This window comes from Myroides albus (assembly GCF_024722315.1).
Lineage (GTDB): Bacteria > Bacteroidota > Bacteroidia > Flavobacteriales > Flavobacteriaceae > Flavobacterium > Flavobacterium album_A.
The window spans coordinates 920,625-938,367 of sequence record NZ_CP102754.1; the positions used below are offsets into that span (position 1 = coordinate 920,625).

At 35.2% G+C, this 17,743-nt stretch carries 15 protein-coding genes and 6 tRNA genes; 9 read left to right on the forward strand and 12 right to left on the reverse strand.

The window, feature by feature from the left end:
* Positions 1–312 precede the first annotated feature (312 nt).
* The 4 genes from NWE55_RS04350 (at position 313) to NWE55_RS04365 (ending at position 4,501) form a co-directional block, all read left to right on the forward strand.
* Positions 313–885 (forward strand): hypothetical protein, encoded by a 573-nt coding sequence (locus tag NWE55_RS04350; RefSeq protein ID WP_155091053.1) that lies wholly within the window; start codon positions 313–315, stop codon positions 883–885.
* Positions 886–1,046: 161 nt separating this feature from the next.
* A complete protein-coding gene (locus tag NWE55_RS04355) occupies positions 1,047–1,370 on the forward strand; it encodes a hypothetical protein (RefSeq protein ID WP_155091051.1) in 324 nt (107 codons plus the stop codon).
* A 103-nt stretch (positions 1,371–1,473) separates the two neighbouring features.
* Positions 1,474–2,421: a hypothetical protein gene (locus NWE55_RS04360; protein ID WP_258204637.1), complete on the forward strand. Its 948-nt coding sequence runs from the start codon at positions 1,474–1,476 to the stop codon at positions 2,419–2,421.
* Positions 2,422–2,488: 67 nt separating this feature from the next.
* Complete coding sequence (locus tag NWE55_RS04365) at positions 2,489–4,501, forward strand: TonB-dependent receptor (RefSeq protein WP_155091049.1); 2,013 nt, start codon at positions 2,489–2,491, stop codon at positions 4,499–4,501.
* 20 nt (positions 4,502–4,521) lie between these two features.
* Here NWE55_RS04365 and NWE55_RS04370 read toward each other — a convergent pair whose 3' ends face one another.
* Positions 4,522–4,719 (reverse strand): hypothetical protein, encoded by a 198-nt coding sequence (locus tag NWE55_RS04370; protein WP_155091048.1) that lies wholly within the window; start codon positions 4,717–4,719, stop codon positions 4,522–4,524.
* Positions 4,720–4,782: 63 nt separating this feature from the next.
* Between NWE55_RS04370 and NWE55_RS04375 the strand changes: the two genes are divergently transcribed.
* A complete protein-coding gene (locus tag NWE55_RS04375; protein WP_155091047.1) occupies positions 4,783–5,211 on the forward strand; it encodes an acyl-CoA thioesterase in 429 nt (142 codons plus the stop codon).
* Here the strand turns inward: NWE55_RS04375 and NWE55_RS04380 are convergent.
* The 11 genes from NWE55_RS04380 to proS form a co-directional block, all read right to left on the reverse strand.
* Positions 5,197–5,898: a Dph6-related ATP pyrophosphatase gene (locus NWE55_RS04380; RefSeq protein WP_155091046.1), complete on the reverse strand. Its 702-nt coding sequence runs from the start codon at positions 5,896–5,898 to the stop codon at positions 5,197–5,199. The two genes, NWE55_RS04375 and NWE55_RS04380, sit on opposite strands and share 15 nt — an antisense overlap.
* Positions 5,899–5,986: 88 nt before the next feature.
* The gene (locus tag NWE55_RS04385; RefSeq protein WP_155091045.1) at positions 5,987–7,291 is read right to left on the reverse strand and encodes a dihydrolipoamide acetyltransferase family protein; all 1,305 of its coding nucleotides are present in this window, start codon (positions 7,289–7,291) and stop codon (positions 5,987–5,989) included.
* A 348-nt stretch (positions 7,292–7,639) separates the two neighbouring features.
* Positions 7,640–9,439, reverse strand: a complete 1,800-nt coding sequence (typA, locus tag NWE55_RS04390; protein WP_155091043.1) for a translational GTPase TypA — start codon at positions 9,437–9,439, stop codon at positions 7,640–7,642.
* Positions 9,440–9,563: 124 nt separating this feature from the next.
* Complete coding sequence (gene rpsT / locus NWE55_RS04395; RefSeq protein ID WP_155091041.1) at positions 9,564–9,815, reverse strand: 30S ribosomal protein S20; 252 nt, start codon at positions 9,813–9,815, stop codon at positions 9,564–9,566.
* 42 nt (positions 9,816–9,857) lie between these two features.
* A tRNA-Glu gene (locus NWE55_RS04400) sits at positions 9,858–9,929 on the reverse strand.
* 42 nt (positions 9,930–9,971) lie between these two features.
* Positions 9,972–10,043 (reverse strand) — tRNA-Glu (locus NWE55_RS04405).
* Positions 10,044–10,074: 31 nt separating this feature from the next.
* Positions 10,075–10,146: transfer RNA gene (locus tag NWE55_RS04410), tRNA-Glu, on the reverse strand.
* Between the two features lie 29 nt (positions 10,147–10,175).
* Positions 10,176–10,247 (reverse strand) — tRNA-Glu (locus NWE55_RS04415).
* Between the two features lie 37 nt (positions 10,248–10,284).
* Positions 10,285–10,356: transfer RNA gene (locus tag NWE55_RS04420), tRNA-Glu, on the reverse strand.
* A gap of 37 nt (positions 10,357–10,393) precedes the next feature.
* A tRNA-Glu gene (locus NWE55_RS04425) sits at positions 10,394–10,465 on the reverse strand.
* Between the two features lie 76 nt (positions 10,466–10,541).
* Positions 10,542–12,017, reverse strand: coding sequence for a proline--tRNA ligase (gene proS / locus NWE55_RS04430; protein WP_155091040.1), 1,476 nt, complete (start codon positions 12,015–12,017; stop codon positions 10,542–10,544).
* 102 nt (positions 12,018–12,119) lie between these two features.
* Between proS and NWE55_RS04435 the strand changes: the two genes are divergently transcribed.
* The 4 genes from NWE55_RS04435 to rimO all read left to right on the forward strand — a co-directional run bounded on the left by NWE55_RS04435 (position 12,120) and on the right by rimO (position 17,640).
* Complete coding sequence (locus tag NWE55_RS04435; protein ID WP_155091039.1) at positions 12,120–13,160, forward strand: hypothetical protein; 1,041 nt, start codon at positions 12,120–12,122, stop codon at positions 13,158–13,160.
* 34 nt (positions 13,161–13,194) lie between these two features.
* Positions 13,195–14,745 carry an OmpP1/FadL family transporter gene (locus NWE55_RS04440; protein ID WP_155091038.1) on the forward strand — a complete coding sequence of 517 codons (1,551 nt, stop codon included), beginning with the start codon at positions 13,195–13,197 and terminating at the stop codon, positions 14,743–14,745.
* A 114-nt stretch (positions 14,746–14,859) separates the two neighbouring features.
* A complete protein-coding gene (locus tag NWE55_RS04445) occupies positions 14,860–15,711 on the forward strand; it encodes a hypothetical protein (RefSeq protein WP_155091037.1) in 852 nt (283 codons plus the stop codon).
* A 615-nt stretch (positions 15,712–16,326) separates the two neighbouring features.
* Positions 16,327–17,640 carry a 30S ribosomal protein S12 methylthiotransferase RimO gene (gene rimO / locus NWE55_RS04450; RefSeq protein WP_155091036.1) on the forward strand — a complete coding sequence of 438 codons (1,314 nt, stop codon included), beginning with the start codon at positions 16,327–16,329 and terminating at the stop codon, positions 17,638–17,640.
* Positions 17,641–17,743 lie beyond the last annotated feature (103 nt).

Genomic DNA, 17,743 nt, shown 5'->3' on the forward strand with positions numbered 1-17,743 from the left:
ATTAGTTCACGCCGACCTTTATCTCTATGTAATTCTCATAGCGAAAAACACAAGATCCCCCATTATTTCCTTCTCCATACATATACATTAGAAACGTAAAATTGCCAGTAGTCTGTTGCTTGATTGCATAGACTATCCCACTTTGAGGATTATCCCTTCACTCTGTTAACGCCATTGAGTGTAAAGCTAATCCTCCTACCAAAAGGATAAACAGACTTAAACACATAGTCACCAACAACCAAAAGAAACTAATAATCAGCCCTTTATAAGGGAAATAATTATTTTTATTCTGCCACAAAAGAGCATACTACTATGAGGGGAAAAATCGCATTTACCCTTGTTATACTTGCTGCATTGGTAGGGATATTTATCCTGCGTAAACCCTCACCTACAAGAATTGACTTAATTCCTATTGGTACCCCAAACAATCGAGATTTTGAAGATTTCAAAGAAGAGCTCTTTCAGCAAATAATAATAAATACTGATACAATTCATACGTATATTGATTATGAAAGATTTATTATTAACAAGGCTGTTTTCGTTTATAAACTTCCTTTGGCAAACGAACAAAACTTAAAAGCAATCAAAAAAGATTATTATCATCCTACTGGAATGACTAAAGAGCATATTGATTATTTTATAAACAATACTGATGAAGAGCAATTAAAAAAAATAGGCTTAGGCAAACCCACTTCTGAAAATGTTGATAAAATTATCACTAATCTGAAATTAATACTCGTAACAGTACAAGCTCAAAATGACTTTTCTAAAGAATACGATATCAATTACATTTATGATATTACTGGTATCGATATGGGAGAGATACATCTATCAGTAACTACTGATGTTAATGGAGGAAATATAGAGGTAGGTTGGGAAACTTAAAATGTAAGGATTCCAATTTAGACATCACACAGAGTTGATTATCTAAATAGTTTTATTGATTATTGACACAAAAGTGATTTAAGTCATAGAATTAATACTTCTATCCTGTGTATATTTGCAACATGAAACGATGTATATTAATCATAGTAGTTTTATTCTTCATGAAGCCAATATTTCCTGTATTGGACTTTGTGATAAACTATGATGTTATACAAGAGCTTTGTATTAATAAAGACAGACCCGAACTTTCTTGTAATGGATCATGTCACCTGAAAAGTGAATTAGCCAAAACAGCTCAAGAGGACAATCCTTTAGCTGGAAAAACTGCATTGAAGCTTCACTTTGAGGTTTTATACTTTCAAATCATACAATGGGATTTACCCTTTGTTCAACAATCAAAGATTGATACCAAAGTTGTCGATAGTTACAATAGTCTATATGCCTATTTGACTTCTGCTGACTCTATAAAACCACCCCTCGCTTAATTTTTTATTTTATCCAATTTAGTTTTCTACTGGGTAAAGCCTTTTGCTTTACGTGGTAAGTGGCTATATAAATTCTATTTTATAAAATTAAAAATTAAGCAAAATGAAAAAATTCATATACTTCGCATTAACTGTGTTCGCTCTTGGTTTAGCTACTTCTTGTACTTCTGATGACAACAGTATAAGTAATGACGACACAACAAATCCTACTAAAACAGATCTAACAATAAAGGTATTAGAACAAAAAAATGACCACTATAACATTGCTATTTATAGTAATGTCAATGAGTTCTATGCTCCTTCTACAACACCTATTATTGTAGAAATCACAGATGCTACTGATGCAAACAACAAAGTATTCACTGATGTATCGATGAATATTATGATGCACATGACTATGCCTAATGGTCATAAAAAGTCTCACTCTGCACCTATCTCTCAATTAAAACCTATTGCGGGATCAAGTAATAAATTTGAAGGAGAGATTATGTTCTCAATGGCAGGAATGGATATAGAGAAAAACTTCTGGGAAATTGAAATCAAAGCTAAAAATAAAGATAAGAACATAGAAACTAAGTTGCCAACAACTGTTCGCAACGGACAATTCTTCGATAGAAATGATATAAATTCAATCAAGGGAAGTGATAGAAAAACGCTGGAAACATTCAATATAGATAGTGAAAAACACTTTGCTGCTTTACATCACGTAAGCAAATTCATTGTTGGTAAAAACAATATTGCAGTATCGATCTACAAAAGAGAAGATAACGGCATGAGATTTCCGGAAGTTGGAGAATTACAAGTGTCAATTGACCCGAGAATGCCTGATATGGCAAATCACGGTGTACTTGATGGCGTGATCAAACTAAATTACAATTCAACGACTAAACAATATGAAGGGAAATTACCATTGAGTATGACGGGGTATTGGTTCTTGAACTTAGTGATCAAAGATCAAGCTGGTAATATATTAGCTGGACAACCTGTTGGATTGGATGCTGATGGTAAAGAGACGGTAAATGGAGACAAGTTCTTTGATCTTGTATTCTAATTGACCATGCTCAAACTACAGTAGAACCTATCGCTTAGCATAACCACTTCTTATTAGATCAGTTGACATGATATCAAAAAACCACTTAATAGCAAGTTTACTTCTTACGCTGCCATCATTACTTTCAGCGCAGAACACAGTAGAGCAAGACACCTTGAGTGCCAAAGCTCTTGAAGAGGTAATCGTTACTCACAAATCTCAGAGTAAAAACCTTACAGAGAAAAAGCCATTAGCATCTGTAGATGACTATTTGGCTAAACAAGAAAATATAACACTTGTTCGCAGAGGAGCTTATGCCTGGGAACCGATGATCAATAATATGTCCATTGAACGAACAAGGCAGACAATTGACGGAATGCAGATTTTTCATGCCTGTACGGATAAAATGGACCCTATCACCTCTTATGTAGAAGTAAACAACCTCGATGGAATGGACATTACTTCTGGCTCACAGGGCTCCATGTTTGGAGCTACATTAGGAGGAAGTATAGACTTGCGTACGCGAAAGCTATCGTTTACAGAGGAGGATAAACTTACAGCTCAAGTTCAAACAGGTTTTGAGTCTATCAATAAACAGAAAATTGTCGGTGGTAACTTTGATTATACAGCTAAGAAATTCTATGTAAGTGGTTCAATCATGTACAGAGATGCAGACAACTACAAAGCTGGTGGTAACAAGGAGATATTGTATTCACAATTCAGAAAATTAAACGCATCTGGAATCATCGGTTATGCTATTAATAACTCCCATAGCTTAGAAGCTGCAATTATCTACGATAAAGCAACTGATGTAGGGTATCCTGCTTTGCCTATGGATGTTGGCTTAGCAGAGGCGATTATTACTTCTGTGAAACACACTTATAAGCCAACAGGGTCTTGGGTTGACAAATGGGAGACGAAATTGTATTACAATACCATCACACATCGTATGGATGATACAAATCGACCAAATGTACAAATGCGTATGGATATGCCAGGATCGACAGATACTTATGGAGCCTATACAACTTTGTCAACTACCTTAAAAGATAGTCATCATATCAGTGTAAATGCCAATACTTATTACAACAAGTCCTTGGCAGAAATGACGATGATTCCCAATAATCCAGGTTCAGCAAATATGTTTGCTTATACTTGGCCTAACATCAAGACTAATTACGGAGGATTAACGATCAAAGACCACTGGCAGATAGATGACAAAAATAGCGTATTGCTATCTGGTACTTTAGGAATCAACTTTAATCACGTAAGTGAAAAGGGTATTAACCAACTGAGTATCTTTTTAAATGACGATACTTTCAAACAAAATAAAACTCGAACAGTAGGAAATATAGCTGCCAATTACGAATACTTTTACGATAGTTGGTTATTCGGCATAGGAACAGGTTATGGCAATAGAGCCCCTTCGGTATCTGAGGGATATGGATACTATCTGTTCAATAGTGGAGATCGCTATGACTATATTGGTAACCCTAATCTAAAAAATGAATCTTCCTATGAAGGTAATTTCTTTGTTAAATATGCCTCACCTGCCTTTTCTACTAAATTGTCAGGTTCTGTATTCTACTTAGATAATTACATTATTGGTGTTATTGATCCGATCTATAATGCAATGACTATTGGTGGCTTAGGTTTGAAGAAATACGCCAATATAGATCATGCTATACAGGGAACATTAGCTTGGAACTTTACTTACAACCTTGATGCGAATTGGAAAGTGTCAGGAGGCCTTACTTATAGCTTTGGAGAAGATAGCGATAAAAACACATTGCCTTTTATTGCACCTTTGGCTTATAGTACAACAATTGACTACAAGTACAGTGTATTTAAAACACAGTTAAGTTTAAAGGGAAATGCAGTTAAAAATAATGCTGCAAAAGCTTATGGTGAAGTGCGCACACCTTCCTATGCTATTTTAGATTGGAATGCAAACTACGACTTTTTAATAAAGGAACAATCCTTGAATATCGGTGTGGGTATAGAAAACATATTTGACACCCATTACTCAACCTATGCAGATTGGAACAAAATACCAAATCCTGGGAGAAACTTCTTTGTTAATCTAACTTATAAATTATAATTAAAATTTTTCACTTGTCCCTAAAAAGGCTGAAGACTGCGGTTTTCAGTCTTTTTTTTCCTATATACATAATGTTCATAACTGATAATCCAATCCTCAATATTCTGTAAAACACAGCGCATGGCTACATGCTGGATATACTCAGTATAATTAAGTACAAAAGCAATACTTCGCAAAATAATTACTTTAAACATTGGCTTTTTAGTATTTTTACGCATAGCGTTAGCTTTGTTTAATCCCGCTATCAATGAAAGGTAGCATTTAAAAATAATCCCTATACTATGTCTCGAATTAAAATTACTATGCCTACTGACTATACATACAAAGTATCAATACCTGTGCGAATCACAGATTTAAACTATGGCAATCACTTAGGCAACGACAAACTGCTCTCTATCTTGCACGAAGCGAGAGTGATGTTTTTGAATCACTTCGGATATACAGAAATGGATTGTGCCGGCGTAGGGTTAATTATGGCTGATGTCGCTATTGAATATAAAAATGAAGCCTTCTACGGAGATGTATTATCCATCCAACTGGTTGCTGGTGATTTTAGCAGAGTGGGCTTTGACTTATACTATCTCGTACAGACAGAAACTAAAGTTATTGCTAAAGCCAAGACAGGCATGGTTACTTTCAATTACCAAAGTAAATCGGTAGTGGCTGTTCCCGAAATTCTCCTTTCGCAATTTGTCTCACAGAATATCTAAGAACCAAAAGCCATAGTGTAGGATTTCCTTTTGATGACATTGCTTTGGAGCATCGTATGTCTTATACACCCTTTCTCCAATCTCAAAAGGAACAGGTTTCTGAAACATCGGCCCATCATATACAAAGGTGTGAAACTCTCCGTTCTCTCCACATGGATCAACTCCTTTTGGCAAATCAGCTATAAATTGTTTGTCAATCGTACGTCCAACGAAACTCTTGTCGAGATATTGCTCATTCACACAGACTACGATTGTCTTCAGTCCACTATCAACCATTTCGTGAATCAATGCTGTTGTATCTCGATTCCACAGCGGAAACACCCCATTTATACTTAATCGAGCAAGCTGTTGCTCCCGAAAGGTTTTCAGATCTTCTAAAAGAATATCGCCATATACACTATCGTAAATCCCCTGTTCACTATATTTTTGCAACTGTTGCGTTACGATATCTTCATACTCCTGCAAAGTTAATTTCTCGTGTAGATATACGACATCAATAGGCAAACCGAGACACTCTGCTTGACGACGTAAAACACTTTCTCGTATTCCGTGCATTGAAACACGTCCAAAGTGCTCATTAACCGTTGTCATGAGTCGGGTAACTTGCAACTCTTTACTCTGTTGCAATTGATATAAAGCGAAGGCTGCATCCTTTCCACTACTCCAATTTAAAAAAGCTTCTTTCATACTGTATGATAACCTTTAGACAAAACAAGATATAAAAAAACGGTTTCACAAAGGTGAAACCGTTTAAATAAAATATTTTAAATGAGTATTATATCTCTCTATTTGGATCAAAAGCTTCTAAGATCTGAGCAACTCTTTGTACGAATTGTCCTCCTAATGCTCCATCTACCACTCTGTGGTCATAACTGTGAGATAAGAACATCTTCTGACGGATACCGATGAAATCTCCCTCTGGAGTTTCGATAACCGCTGGTACTTTACGGATAGCTCCTAAAGCAAGGATACCTACTTCAGGTTGATTGATAATCGGTGTACCGAATACACTACCGAAAGTTCCTACGTTAGTTACTGTATATGTACTTCCTTGTGTATCGTCTGGTTTTAATTTACCAGCTTTAGCACGATTACCTAAGTCATTAACTGCTTTAGCCATGCCAACTAAGTTTAATTGATCAGCGTTTTTAATTACTGGCACAATTAAGTTTCCGTTAGGTAATGCAGCAGCCATACCCAAGTTAATATTCTTTTTCTTAATGATATAGTCACCTTCTACAGAGATATTCATTCCAGGGAAGTCTTTTAAAGCCTTAGCAACAGCCTCCATAAAGATAGGTGTAAACGTAAGTTTCTCTCCTTCTCTCTTCTCGAATGAATTTTTAACTTTATTTCTCCAGTTTACGATATTGGTAACGTCTACTTCGATAAATGATTGCACGTGAGCAGAAGTCTGAACAGATTTCACCATATATCCTGAGATAAGTTTACGCATGCGATCCATTTCTACAATCTCATCCGCACCATTTACAGATACAGGCGCCGCTTTAGTTGCAGTTGGAGCAACAGGAGTTGCTTTTGGAGCTTCTACTTTTGCCGCTACAGGTTGAGGTTGGTTACCTCTGTTCTTAACGTAAGCTAATATATCAGTTTTAGTAACTCTTCCATCTTTTCCTGTTCCAGTGATTGATTCTAATTCAGCTAATGATATACCTTCTTCTTTAGCAATATTTTTTACTAAAGGAGAAAAGAATTTATCAGAATCTGCAAAATCAACAGGAGTCGCAACAGCTTCTTTTGCTGCAGCTACTGTTTCTGCTACAGCTTTAAATTCAGATGAAGTACTAACAGCAGATGGAGCTGGTGCAGCTGCATCACCCTCTGTTTCTATAATTGCGATTGTTTGCCCTACTTGAACAACATCGTCTACTTGGAATAATATCTCAACCAAAGTCCCTTCCACTTCTGATGGAACTTCACTATCAACTTTATCAGTTGCAATCTCTAATACTGTTTCATCAGCTTCAATGCGGTCCCCTACATTCTTCAGCCAGTTTGTAATGGTTGCTTCAGCAACACTCTCACCCATTTTGGGTAATTTCAATTCGAACTTTGCCATATTTATAACCTAAGGTTGTGATTTTTGATTCAAATTACAAATTTAATAATATTTCGGACTTATAATAGCAGAAATAAAAATTATGAATCTTATAAAATCTACATCTTCAAAACATTATTTCTCTCAGAAGTTCTAATTAAAAAATCATAATATAATCGTTTTATTAAATAATTTAATCCAAATAATATATTTAGCAGTTCTTTACAAACTGACAAAATACTGCATCAAAACACTAATTACTCGAATTATTCAAATAAAAAAACAAAAGGTAATTACCGCATTTGTACTAAATAAAAAAGTCAGCTTATTGCTAAGCTGACTTCGTATATCAAAAATAAAATTTGATTCTTATTTAATAGTATTGCGTTTTCTATCTGTCTCTTTCAAGAAGATTTTTCTTAAACGCAAAGACTTAGGAGTTACCTCAACATACTCATCTTTTTGAATGTATTCTAAAGCTTCCTCTAAAGAGAATTTGATAGCAGGAACAATACGTGCCTTATCATCTGCTCCAGAAGAACGAACGTTAGATAACTTTTTCGTTTTAGTAACGTTAACAGTCATATCATCGCTACGTGTATTCTCTCCAATTACTTGACCTTCGTAGATGTCTTCATTAGGATCAACGAAGAATTTACCACGATCTTGTAATTTATCAATAGAATAAGGAATAGCTTTACCATTCTCCATAGAAATTAAAGAACCATTGTTACGTCCTGCAATCTCTCCTTTGTATGGTTGATATTCTAAGAAACGGTGTGACATAATTGCCTCTCCTGCAGTAGCAGTTAACAACTGATTTCTTAAACCGATAATTCCTCTTGATGGAATTAAGAATTTAATAATCATACGCTCACCTTTAGGTTCCATACTTAACATTTCACCTTTTTTCAATGTAACGTATTCTACTCCACGACCAGATAAGCTTTCAGGAATATCAATAGTTAATTCTTCAACTGGCTCACATTTAACACCATCAATCTCTTTGATGATAACTTGTGGTTGACCAATTTGTAATTCATATCCTTCACGGCGCATTGTCTCAATCAAAACCGATAAGTGCAATACCCCACGACCAAATACCATAAACTTATCAGCACTATCCGTTTCGTTTACACGTAGTGCTAAGTTTTTCTCCAGCTCTTTGTTTAAACGATCTTTAATGTGTCTTGAAGTTACGTATTTACCTTCCTTACCAAAGAATGGCGAGTCATTAATAGTGAATAACATACTCATCGTAGGCTCGTCAATAGTGATTGTTGGTAATGCTTCTGGATTTTCGAAATCAGCGATAACGTCACCAATTTCAAAACCATCAATACCTACAACAGCACAAATATCTCCAGCTTGCACTTCAGATACTTTCTTGCGTCCTAATCCTTCAAACGTATGTACTTCTTTAATTTTAGACTTAACCGTTTTTCCATCTCTTTTAATCAAAGAAATGTTCATTCCTTCTTTTAAAATACCTCTATGTAAACGACCAATAGCAATACGTCCTGTAAATGTAGAGTAATCTAAAGATGTAATTAACATCTGTGGAGTACCTTCTTTAACCTCAGCTTGAGGTATGTGCTCAAGAACCATATCCAATAATGGTTCAAATGAATCTGTTGGTTTTTTCCAATCAGTTGACATCCAGTTGTTCTTTGCAGAACCATAAACAGCAGGGAAATCCATTTGCCATTCTTCAGCTCCAAGTTCAAACATCAAGTCAAATACTTTCTCGTGAACCTCTTCTGGCGTACAGTTCTCTTTATCTACTTTATTAACAACTACGCAAGGTTTTAAACCTAAGCTAATTGCTTTTTGTAGTACGAAACGGGTCTGAGGCATTGGTCCTTCAAAAGCATCTACAATTAAAAGAACACCATCAGCCATATTCAATACACGTTCCACCTCACCACCAAAGTCAGCGTGCCCTGGAGTATCAATAATATTAATTTTAGTTCCCTTGTAGTTTACCGATACGTTCTTAGAAGTAATAGTAATACCTCTTTCTCTCTCGATATCCTCATTATCCAAAATTAATTCTCCAGAAGTTTCATTCTCACGAAATAATTGACAGTGGTGTAATATTTTGTCCACCATCGTAGTTTTACCATGGTCAACGTGTGCTATGATAGCAATATTCCTAATTGGTGTCATATAAGGATTTTAAATTAGTTATTTTGTAAAATACGAATTTGGCTATAAATCAACAAAAAAAGCTCTCATTAATTGAGAGCTTGTATTCTTTTCTTAACTTTAAAAGACACTTGCTTTGCAATTATTATAATGCAGCAACGTGTTTTGTTAACTTAGATTTCAAGTTAGCAGCTTTATTATCGTGGATAATATTTTTCTTTGCTAATTTGTCAATCATAGATACTACTACAGGTAATTTATCAGCAGCCTCTTTTTTATCTTCAATCAAACGTAAAGCTTTGATCGCATTACGAGTTGTTTTGTGCTGATATCTGTTAAGTACTCTTTTCTTTTCGTTACTTCTAATTCTTTTTAAAGCTGACTTATGATTTGCCATTTCGTTTAAATATTTTATTAAGTCTATACTATTTTTTCTCTGTAGTCCGTAGGGGAATCGAACCCCTGTTACCAGGATGAAAACCTGGCGTCCTAACCCCTAGACGAACGGACCATTACCATCAATCTTGTTGTTCCTCTAAAAGAAAGAACTTCGTAGTCCGTAGGGGAATCGAACCCCTGTTACCAGGATGAAAACCTGGCGTCCTAACCCCTAGACGAACGGACCAAAATTTCAATTATTGACTCAAAAGAATCTGTAGTCCGTAGGGGAATCGAACCCCTGTTACCAGGATGAAAACCTGGCGTCCTAACCCCTAGACGAACGGACCGAAATTAATGTTTGACTCAGAAGAATCTGTAGTCCGTAGGGGAATCGAACCCCTGTTACCAGGATGAAAACCTGGCGTCCTAACCCCTAGACGAACGGACCATAAATTTCAATAATTGATTCATAAAAAAAGAACCTGTAGTCCGTAGGGGAATCGAACCCCTGTTACCAGGATGAAAACCTGGCGTCCTAACCCCTAGACGAACGGACCAATTTGCATTAGATTATTTCTCTTATAGAAAATCTTGTAGTCCGTAGGGGAATCGAACCCCTGTTACCAGGATGAAAACCTGGCGTCCTAACCCCTAGACGAACGGACCATTTGTTTCTCTAATGCGGATGCAAAACTACAATAAATTTTTTATCCCGCAAGAGAAAAACAAAAAAAATATAATTTTAATACGCTTTTGCGAATAACACTCTTCCCTTAGATGGCTTGCCTGTTAGCACACATACACCATCTTCTTCCACCCTATCAATTGGAATACAGCGAATTGTAGCTTTCGTAAGATCTTTAATCTTCTCCTCTGTCTCTGTTGTACCATCCCAGTGAGCTGAAATAAATCCACCTTTACCTTCCAAGACTTCTTTAAATTCATCAAAAGAATTTACTTCAGTAATATGTGCTTCTCTATAATCAAATGCCTTTTTGAATAATGTAGCTTGTATTTCCTCTAACAAATCTTGGATATACTCAACAATACCTTCTTTTGATATAGTTTCTTTTGTCAATGTATCACGACGCGCTACTTCAAAAGTGCCATTCTCTAAATCTTTTGGCCCTACAGCTAAGCGCACAGGAACTCCTTTTAATTCATATTCAGCAAACTTCCATCCTGGTTTAAATGATGTACGATCATCAAACTTAAAGGAGATGTTTAGTTTTTTAAATCTATCTGTGATCTTCTTCACTTCTTCGCGAATAGCTTCTAACTGCTCATCTGTTTTGTGAATAGGAACAATAACCACTTGTATTGGTGCCAAGTTTGGAGGTAATACTAATCCATTATCATCTGAATGTGTCATAATTAATGCACCCATTAATCTTGTACTCACACCCCACGAAGTTGCCCATACATGCTCTTGTTTTCCTTCTTGAGAAGTAAACTTAACGTCAAATGCCTTAGCAAAATTTTGTCCTAAGAAATGTGATGTTCCAGCCTGTAAAGCTTTACCGTCTTGCATTAATGCCTCAATACAATATGTCTCAACAGCACCAGCGAAACGCTCATTTGCTGTTTTAAATCCTTTTACAACTGGAATAGCCATAAAGTTCTCAGCGAAATCAGCATATACATTTAACATTTGTTCTGCTTCAGCAATAGCCTCTTTCTCTGTAGCGTGTGCTGTATGACCTTCTTGCCATAAAAACTCTGCTGTTCTCAAAAATAATCGAGTTCTCATTTCCCAACGTACAACGTTAGCCCATTGATTTACTAAGATTGGTAAATCGCGATAAGACTCAATCCACTTTCTATAAGTATCCCAAATAATTGTTTCCGAAGTTGGACGTACAATTAATTCCTCTTCTAATTTCGCTTCAGGATCAACTTCAATTGTCTTACCATCTTCCGCTGTCTTTAAACGATAGTGAGTAACTACTGCACATTCTTTTGCAAATCCATCTACATGACTCGCCTCCTTACTAAAATAAGACTTGGGGATAAATAAGGGGAAATAAGCATTTTGGTGACCAGTTTCTTTAAACATTCTATCTAACTCTGCCTGCATCTTCTCCCAGATTGCATACCCATATGGTTTTATTACCATACACCCACGTACTCCTGAATTCTCAGCCAAATCTGCTTTGACAACAAGTTCATTGTACCACTTAGAGTAATCTTCGCTTCTTTTAGTAATATTCTTGCTCATTTTTAATATATTAGCAGTTAAAATTGTTTAACTCTTAATTAACTATAATAATTCCACAAATCTAATTAAATTTGTTTTGACCAACAATTAAAAAACAGGGAAATGAAAACATTTGTAAAAAACTTCGTAAATACAAGTAAACTCTATGCTTTACTTGCAATAGGTGTATTTACTGTTTCATGTGGTTCATACTATAATACATCGTATTACGATGATGGTATATATAATAGTAATTCCAACAGAGCAGTGGTTCAACAACCTCAGCAAAACTATTACCAGCAATATTTTGCCAGTAAAAGTGATGATTTAGAATATTTTACAGATGTAAATAATTATATTTCGCCTGTAAATGACAGTATTCAACAACAAAGAGAACTTTCAGCAAAAAGCTATGGCACTTGGGGCAGTCAACCTAATGACGTCAAAATAAATATCTATAACAACAGTTATGGCTATGGCTATCCTTATTACGGATCGCCTTATTATGGATACCCATATTACAATGCTTTTTATGATCCATTTTACGATCCATATTATTATGGAGGTTGGGGCTGGGGTCTAAGCTTTGGGTTCGGATTTGGATGGAATGGCTATTATGGCGGTCATTGGGGACATGGTGGTTATTGGGGATATCCTTATTACCATTCTTACTCATATAGACCTACTTATTATGCAGGTTCAAGATATCCTACTACATATAGTAGAACGTCATACAACAGAACAAATAATAGTACTTCATATTCTCGTAATCCTTCTTATAGTAGAAATACATATAGTAGAACTTCTTATAACAGAGGTAATGTAGGAAATAATGGATACAATAGATCATCGTATTCACGAAACAACTACAACACTAATTCGAGTAACTCCTATAATAGATCAAACTACAGTAGAACAAATTATAGCAACTCTGGAAACTACAATAACAGTTCTTCTTCATATAGTAGAAATAACTATAATAATAGTTCTTCAAATTCAAACAACAACTATTCAAGAAGTACATATAGTAGAAGTAGTAACAGTACTCCGTCTTCTTATAGCAGAAGTAGCTCATCATATAGTAGAGGTAGTTCATCGTCTTCTTCCTCTTATAGTAGAAGCAGTTCTTCAGGTGGAGGATCTAGAACGACATACAGTAGATAATTATTCACTTTAGATATATATACATATATTAATTATGAAATTAAAAAAAATAGCTTTATCTGGAGCATTGTTAGGCCTTACGCTATCTTCATATGCGCAGGAAACTAATATGCAGAGCGCAATGCCCTTAAATGAAAATGATCTTAATGGTACAGCTCGTTTTAGAGCAATGAGCGGAGCATTTGGTGCAGTTGGAGGTGATTTATCAGCTTTAAAAATTAACCCTGCTGGGGGTGCAATCTTTAATTACAATAACGCTGCATTTTCAATGTCTTTTGTCAATAAAAGCAATAAGGCAAACTATAATGGCACAAACGACAAGAAGAATTATGATGGATTAGACCTTGGACAATTAGGAGCTATATTTGTTTTCAATTCTTTTAAATCGGATGCCGTAATGAAAAAATTTAGTATTGGAGTTAATTACGAGAGTACTAATAATATGCGTAACAATGTGCGCTTTAGAGGTATTGGTGATGAAAATTCACTAGGTGATTACTTTTTACAAATTGCTAATCACGGTGGGCCAAATGGTGGTCCTATCCCTCTTGGCGATATTAGTCCAGAAAATCAGCAAACAACGATTACTGATGGTTATCTACGTGCAAATTACTACGGTGGATTAACAGGAAGAAATGCGTTTTTGGGTTATAACGGAGGTTTATTCACTGAGAACAACAATGCTGAAGGATATCACCATGATTTCCTTACTGACACTCCTTTTCACCAATCGCGTAGCATAAGCACTTCTGGAAGTACAGGCTTATTTAGTGGTAACTTTGCAGCTCAATTAGGCGATCGCTTTTATGTTGGGGCAAACTTAAATATACACACCGTAGACTATACAGTAGATAGTGCATCTTATCAAACAGCAAGAAACTCATCTAATGGCAAAGACGAGAACATCTCTTTCATGAATAGCACCTATACGTATGGTACAGGATTTTCTTTTAATATTGGTGCAATTGCTCAAATAACAGAGGGACTTAGAGGAGGTTTATCTTATCAGTCACCAACTTGGTATTCGTTAAAAGATGAACTATATCAAGGGCTTCGAACGCAAATGAGTTATGATAACAATACTAATTTTATCTATCCTGATGTAGTGTTAAAAACGCCTACTTACAAGTTGAAAACTCCTTCTAAATACACTGCGAGTTTAGCTTATATTTTCCAAGAAAAAGGATTAATCAGTGTGGATTACTCTTTGAAAGACTATTCTAATAACAAATATAAACCTACAAACGAATATCAAGATATTAATCAAGATTTCAACAATGAACTACAGGTTGCCAGTGAATTAAGAATTGGAGCTGAATACAAAATCAAACAAGTAAGTTTACGAGGGGGATATCGATTTGAACAAAGCCCATACAAAAACACTAAATACGTAGGTGATTTAAACAGTTTCTCTTTAGGTTTAGGATATAACTTCGGTCCGTCTAGATTAGACTTGTCTTACAATCATACTGCAAGAAACTACCAAACTACTTTAGTGGATATGTCTTATAATAATTTATATTCCAATGCTACTGTTAAATCAAAAGAGAATTGGATAAATCTTACCTATAGCATCACTTTTTAAAACTTTGTTTTTAGAACTTAAACAACTAACAATCTCTTTGCTGAGGAAACTCGCAAAGAGATTTTTTATTGTACCTTTGCAGATTAATAAAAGACTACTTAAATAAAAATTCTTATGAAACATATTTACAAATTAATAGCTGTGCTAACTCTATTTTCTTCGACAATAAGTTTTGCTCAAGAAGCTGTGACAACACCTTTGCGTTATACAGACTCAAATAAAGGTAAATTTTATATTTACTGGGGAGGTAACCGTGGATATTTTTCAAACTCAGACATCACGTTTAGAGGAAATGATTATGATTTCACGATTAAAGATGTACAAGCATCTGATAAGCCAAAAGGATGGCATATTGACTATATAAACCCATCTCGTATGACTATTCCACAAACGAATCTTCGTATCGGGTATTTTATTAGTGATAAATACAATATTTCGATTGGTGTAGACCATATGAAATATGTAATGGATCAAAATAAAATGGTGAAGCTTTCAGGGTATTATCCAGGTAAAGGTACATATGGTGAAACAATCGAAGGTGATCCAGACAGAGTATTGTTAACAGATGATTTCTTAACATTTGAACATACAGATGGATTAAACTACCTAAACTTTGAGATCAACCGCGTAGATGATATCTCAAAACTTTTTGGAGTATGGAATACAGATAAAGTACAAATTAACCTTACTGAAGGTGTTGGTTTTGGTATAGTATACCCAAAGACAAATACTAAATTATTAGGTAAAGAAAGATATGATGAATTCCACGTTGCAGGATTAGGTGTATCTGCAAAAGCAGGTTTGAACGTTACATTCTTTAAACACTTCTTTATTCAAGCTGAATTAAAAGGAGGTTTTATAGATATGTATGACGTACGTACTACTTCTGATAAAGCGGATAAAGCAATGCACAACTTTTGGTTTGGACAAACAGTTATTGCTTTTGGAGGTATATTCAGACTATAACAATTGCATTAAAAACAAATACAATATAAAAACGGGTGTCAGAATACTGACACCCGTTTTTATATTAGGTACATCCATGAGAACTTATAACAGAATACTGGAAATAGGTCTAAAATCAGAAATGACGTACATACCTTACTCTATTCAAAATAGAGAAGAACTCTTATCTCAACAGTCTCTAACGATTGTAAAACACAAAAACAATTTACTCTTTCCTCTCCTACCTTGATTGTAGATTCAGGATACCTCAATACAACCTACTATCCCTTAACGAAAACTTAGAATACAGCTGACTTCATCACAAAGTTGTCTCTACTTTACAAACTTGCTATTCAAGCAGTATAAGACCATTCCTCATGACTAGAGCCTAAGTTTGCTAAAATGGCTATCACTTTACTCAAATAGTTAAAACCATAAGCCACAAAGACTAATTGCGACCTTAAGTATAATTAATTGTACATAAACAAGTTTATTTTCTCCTTACAAAACCACATATCCAACTTTATTATAAAACAGAATGTTTCCATTTTGCAAAGGTGTATCATATAAATATACTAAAGCAGATGTTTTGTAGCTAAAAAAAATGTAATTTTGCAGTCCAATTTTTTTAAATCAATGAGAACCAAAACTTTAAAAAAGAATAAAATCAACGTCATTACTTTAGGTTGTTCAAAAAACGTTTACGACAGTGAAGTGTTAATGGGACAATTAAAAGCAAGTGGAAAAGAGGTAACACATGAGGCTGCTAATGATGAAGCTAATATTGTGGTGATCAACACTTGTGGTTTTATTAATAACGCTAAGGCGGAGTCAGTAAACACAATCTTAGAATACGTAGAGAAAAAAGAGGAAGGTATTGTTGACAAGGTCTTCGTTACTGGATGTTTATCTGAGCGATACAGACCTGATTTAGAAGCTGAAATCCCTAATGTAGATCAATACTTCGGTACGACAGACTTACCTTTGTTGTTAAAAGCATTAGGAGCTGACTATAAACACGAATTATTAGGAGAACGTCTGACGACTACTCCTAAAAACTACGCTTACCTTAAAATCGCTGAAGGATGTGACCGTCCTTGTAGTTTCTGTGCTATTCCAATAATGAGAGGAAAGCACGTATCTCAACCGATCGAGAAATTAGTAAAAGAAGCTGAAGGATTAGCTAAAAACGGAGTAAAAGAGTTAATCTTGATCGCTCAAGACTTGACCTACTACGGATTAGACTTATACAAAAAGAGAAACTTAGCAGAGCTATTAGAGAACTTAGCGAAAGTAGAAGGTATCGAATGGATCCGTCTTCACTATGCATTCCCTACAGGATTCCCTATGGATGTATTAGAACTAATGAAGAGAGAACCTAAGATCTGTAACTACTTAGACATCCCTCTACAACATATCTCTGACAATATCTTAAAGTCTATGCGTCGTGGTACTACACAAGCGAAGACAACTAAGCTATTAAAAGAGTTTAGAGAAGCCGTACCTGGTATGGCTATCCGTACGACATTAATCGTAGGATACCCAGGAGAAACAGAAGAAGACTTCCAAATCCTAAAAGATTGGGTACAAGAGATGAAGTTTGAGCGTTTAGGATGTTTCACTTATTCTCATGAAGAAAATACACATGCTTATTTACTGGAGGACGATGTTCCTGAAGAAGTTAAACAAGCTCGTGCGAATGAAATTATGGATATTCAAGCACAAATCTCTTTTGACTTAAACCAAGAGAAGATAGGACAGACATTCCGTTGTATCATTGATAGAAAAGAAGGTACTGAGTTTATCGGACGTACTGAGTTCGATAGTCCAGACGTAGATAACGAGGTAAGAATAGATGCTACTAAACACTACTTAAAAATAGGTGAATTTGCAGATATTCACATCGATAGTGCTTATGAGTTTGACTTATTTGGTACACCCGTAAAATAAAGAAAAGAGGCTGTCTAAAAAGCCTAAAAAACAAAACCCCGTCTAAAAAAGGCGGGGTTTTTTCATTGTTTGTCCTCAAAAATAATTATCTTCAAGGTGCAAC

Coding starts and splice junctions, on each gene's coding strand:
- NWE55_RS04350 (WP_155091053.1), top strand. CDS start 313: ATGAGGGGAAAAATCGCATTTACCCTTGTTATACTTGCTGCATTGGTA.
- NWE55_RS04355 (WP_155091051.1), top strand. CDS start 1,047: ATGAAGCCAATATTTCCTGTATTGGACTTTGTGATAAACTATGATGTT.
- NWE55_RS04360 (WP_258204637.1), top strand. CDS start 1,474: ATGAAAAAATTCATATACTTCGCATTAACTGTGTTCGCTCTTGGTTTA.
- NWE55_RS04365 (WP_155091049.1), top strand. CDS start 2,489: ATGATATCAAAAAACCACTTAATAGCAAGTTTACTTCTTACGCTGCCA.
- NWE55_RS04370 (WP_155091048.1), bottom strand. CDS start 4,719: ATGCGTAAAAATACTAAAAAGCCAATGTTTAAAGTAATTATTTTGCGA.
- NWE55_RS04375 (WP_155091047.1), top strand. CDS start 4,783: ATGTCTCGAATTAAAATTACTATGCCTACTGACTATACATACAAAGTA.
- NWE55_RS04380 (WP_155091046.1), bottom strand. CDS start 5,898: ATGAAAGAAGCTTTTTTAAATTGGAGTAGTGGAAAGGATGCAGCCTTC.
- NWE55_RS04385 (WP_155091045.1), bottom strand. CDS start 7,291: ATGGCAAAGTTCGAATTGAAATTACCCAAAATGGGTGAGAGTGTTGCT.
- typA (WP_155091043.1), bottom strand. CDS start 9,439: ATGACACCAATTAGGAATATTGCTATCATAGCACACGTTGACCATGGT.
- rpsT (WP_155091041.1), bottom strand. CDS start 9,815: ATGGCAAATCATAAGTCAGCTTTAAAAAGAATTAGAAGTAACGAAAAG.
- proS (WP_155091040.1), bottom strand. CDS start 12,017: ATGAGCAAGAATATTACTAAAAGAAGCGAAGATTACTCTAAGTGGTAC.
- NWE55_RS04435 (WP_155091039.1), top strand. CDS start 12,120: ATGAAAACATTTGTAAAAAACTTCGTAAATACAAGTAAACTCTATGCT.
- NWE55_RS04440 (WP_155091038.1), top strand. CDS start 13,195: ATGAAATTAAAAAAAATAGCTTTATCTGGAGCATTGTTAGGCCTTACG.
- NWE55_RS04445 (WP_155091037.1), top strand. CDS start 14,860: ATGAAACATATTTACAAATTAATAGCTGTGCTAACTCTATTTTCTTCG.
- rimO (WP_155091036.1), top strand. CDS start 16,327: ATGAGAACCAAAACTTTAAAAAAGAATAAAATCAACGTCATTACTTTA.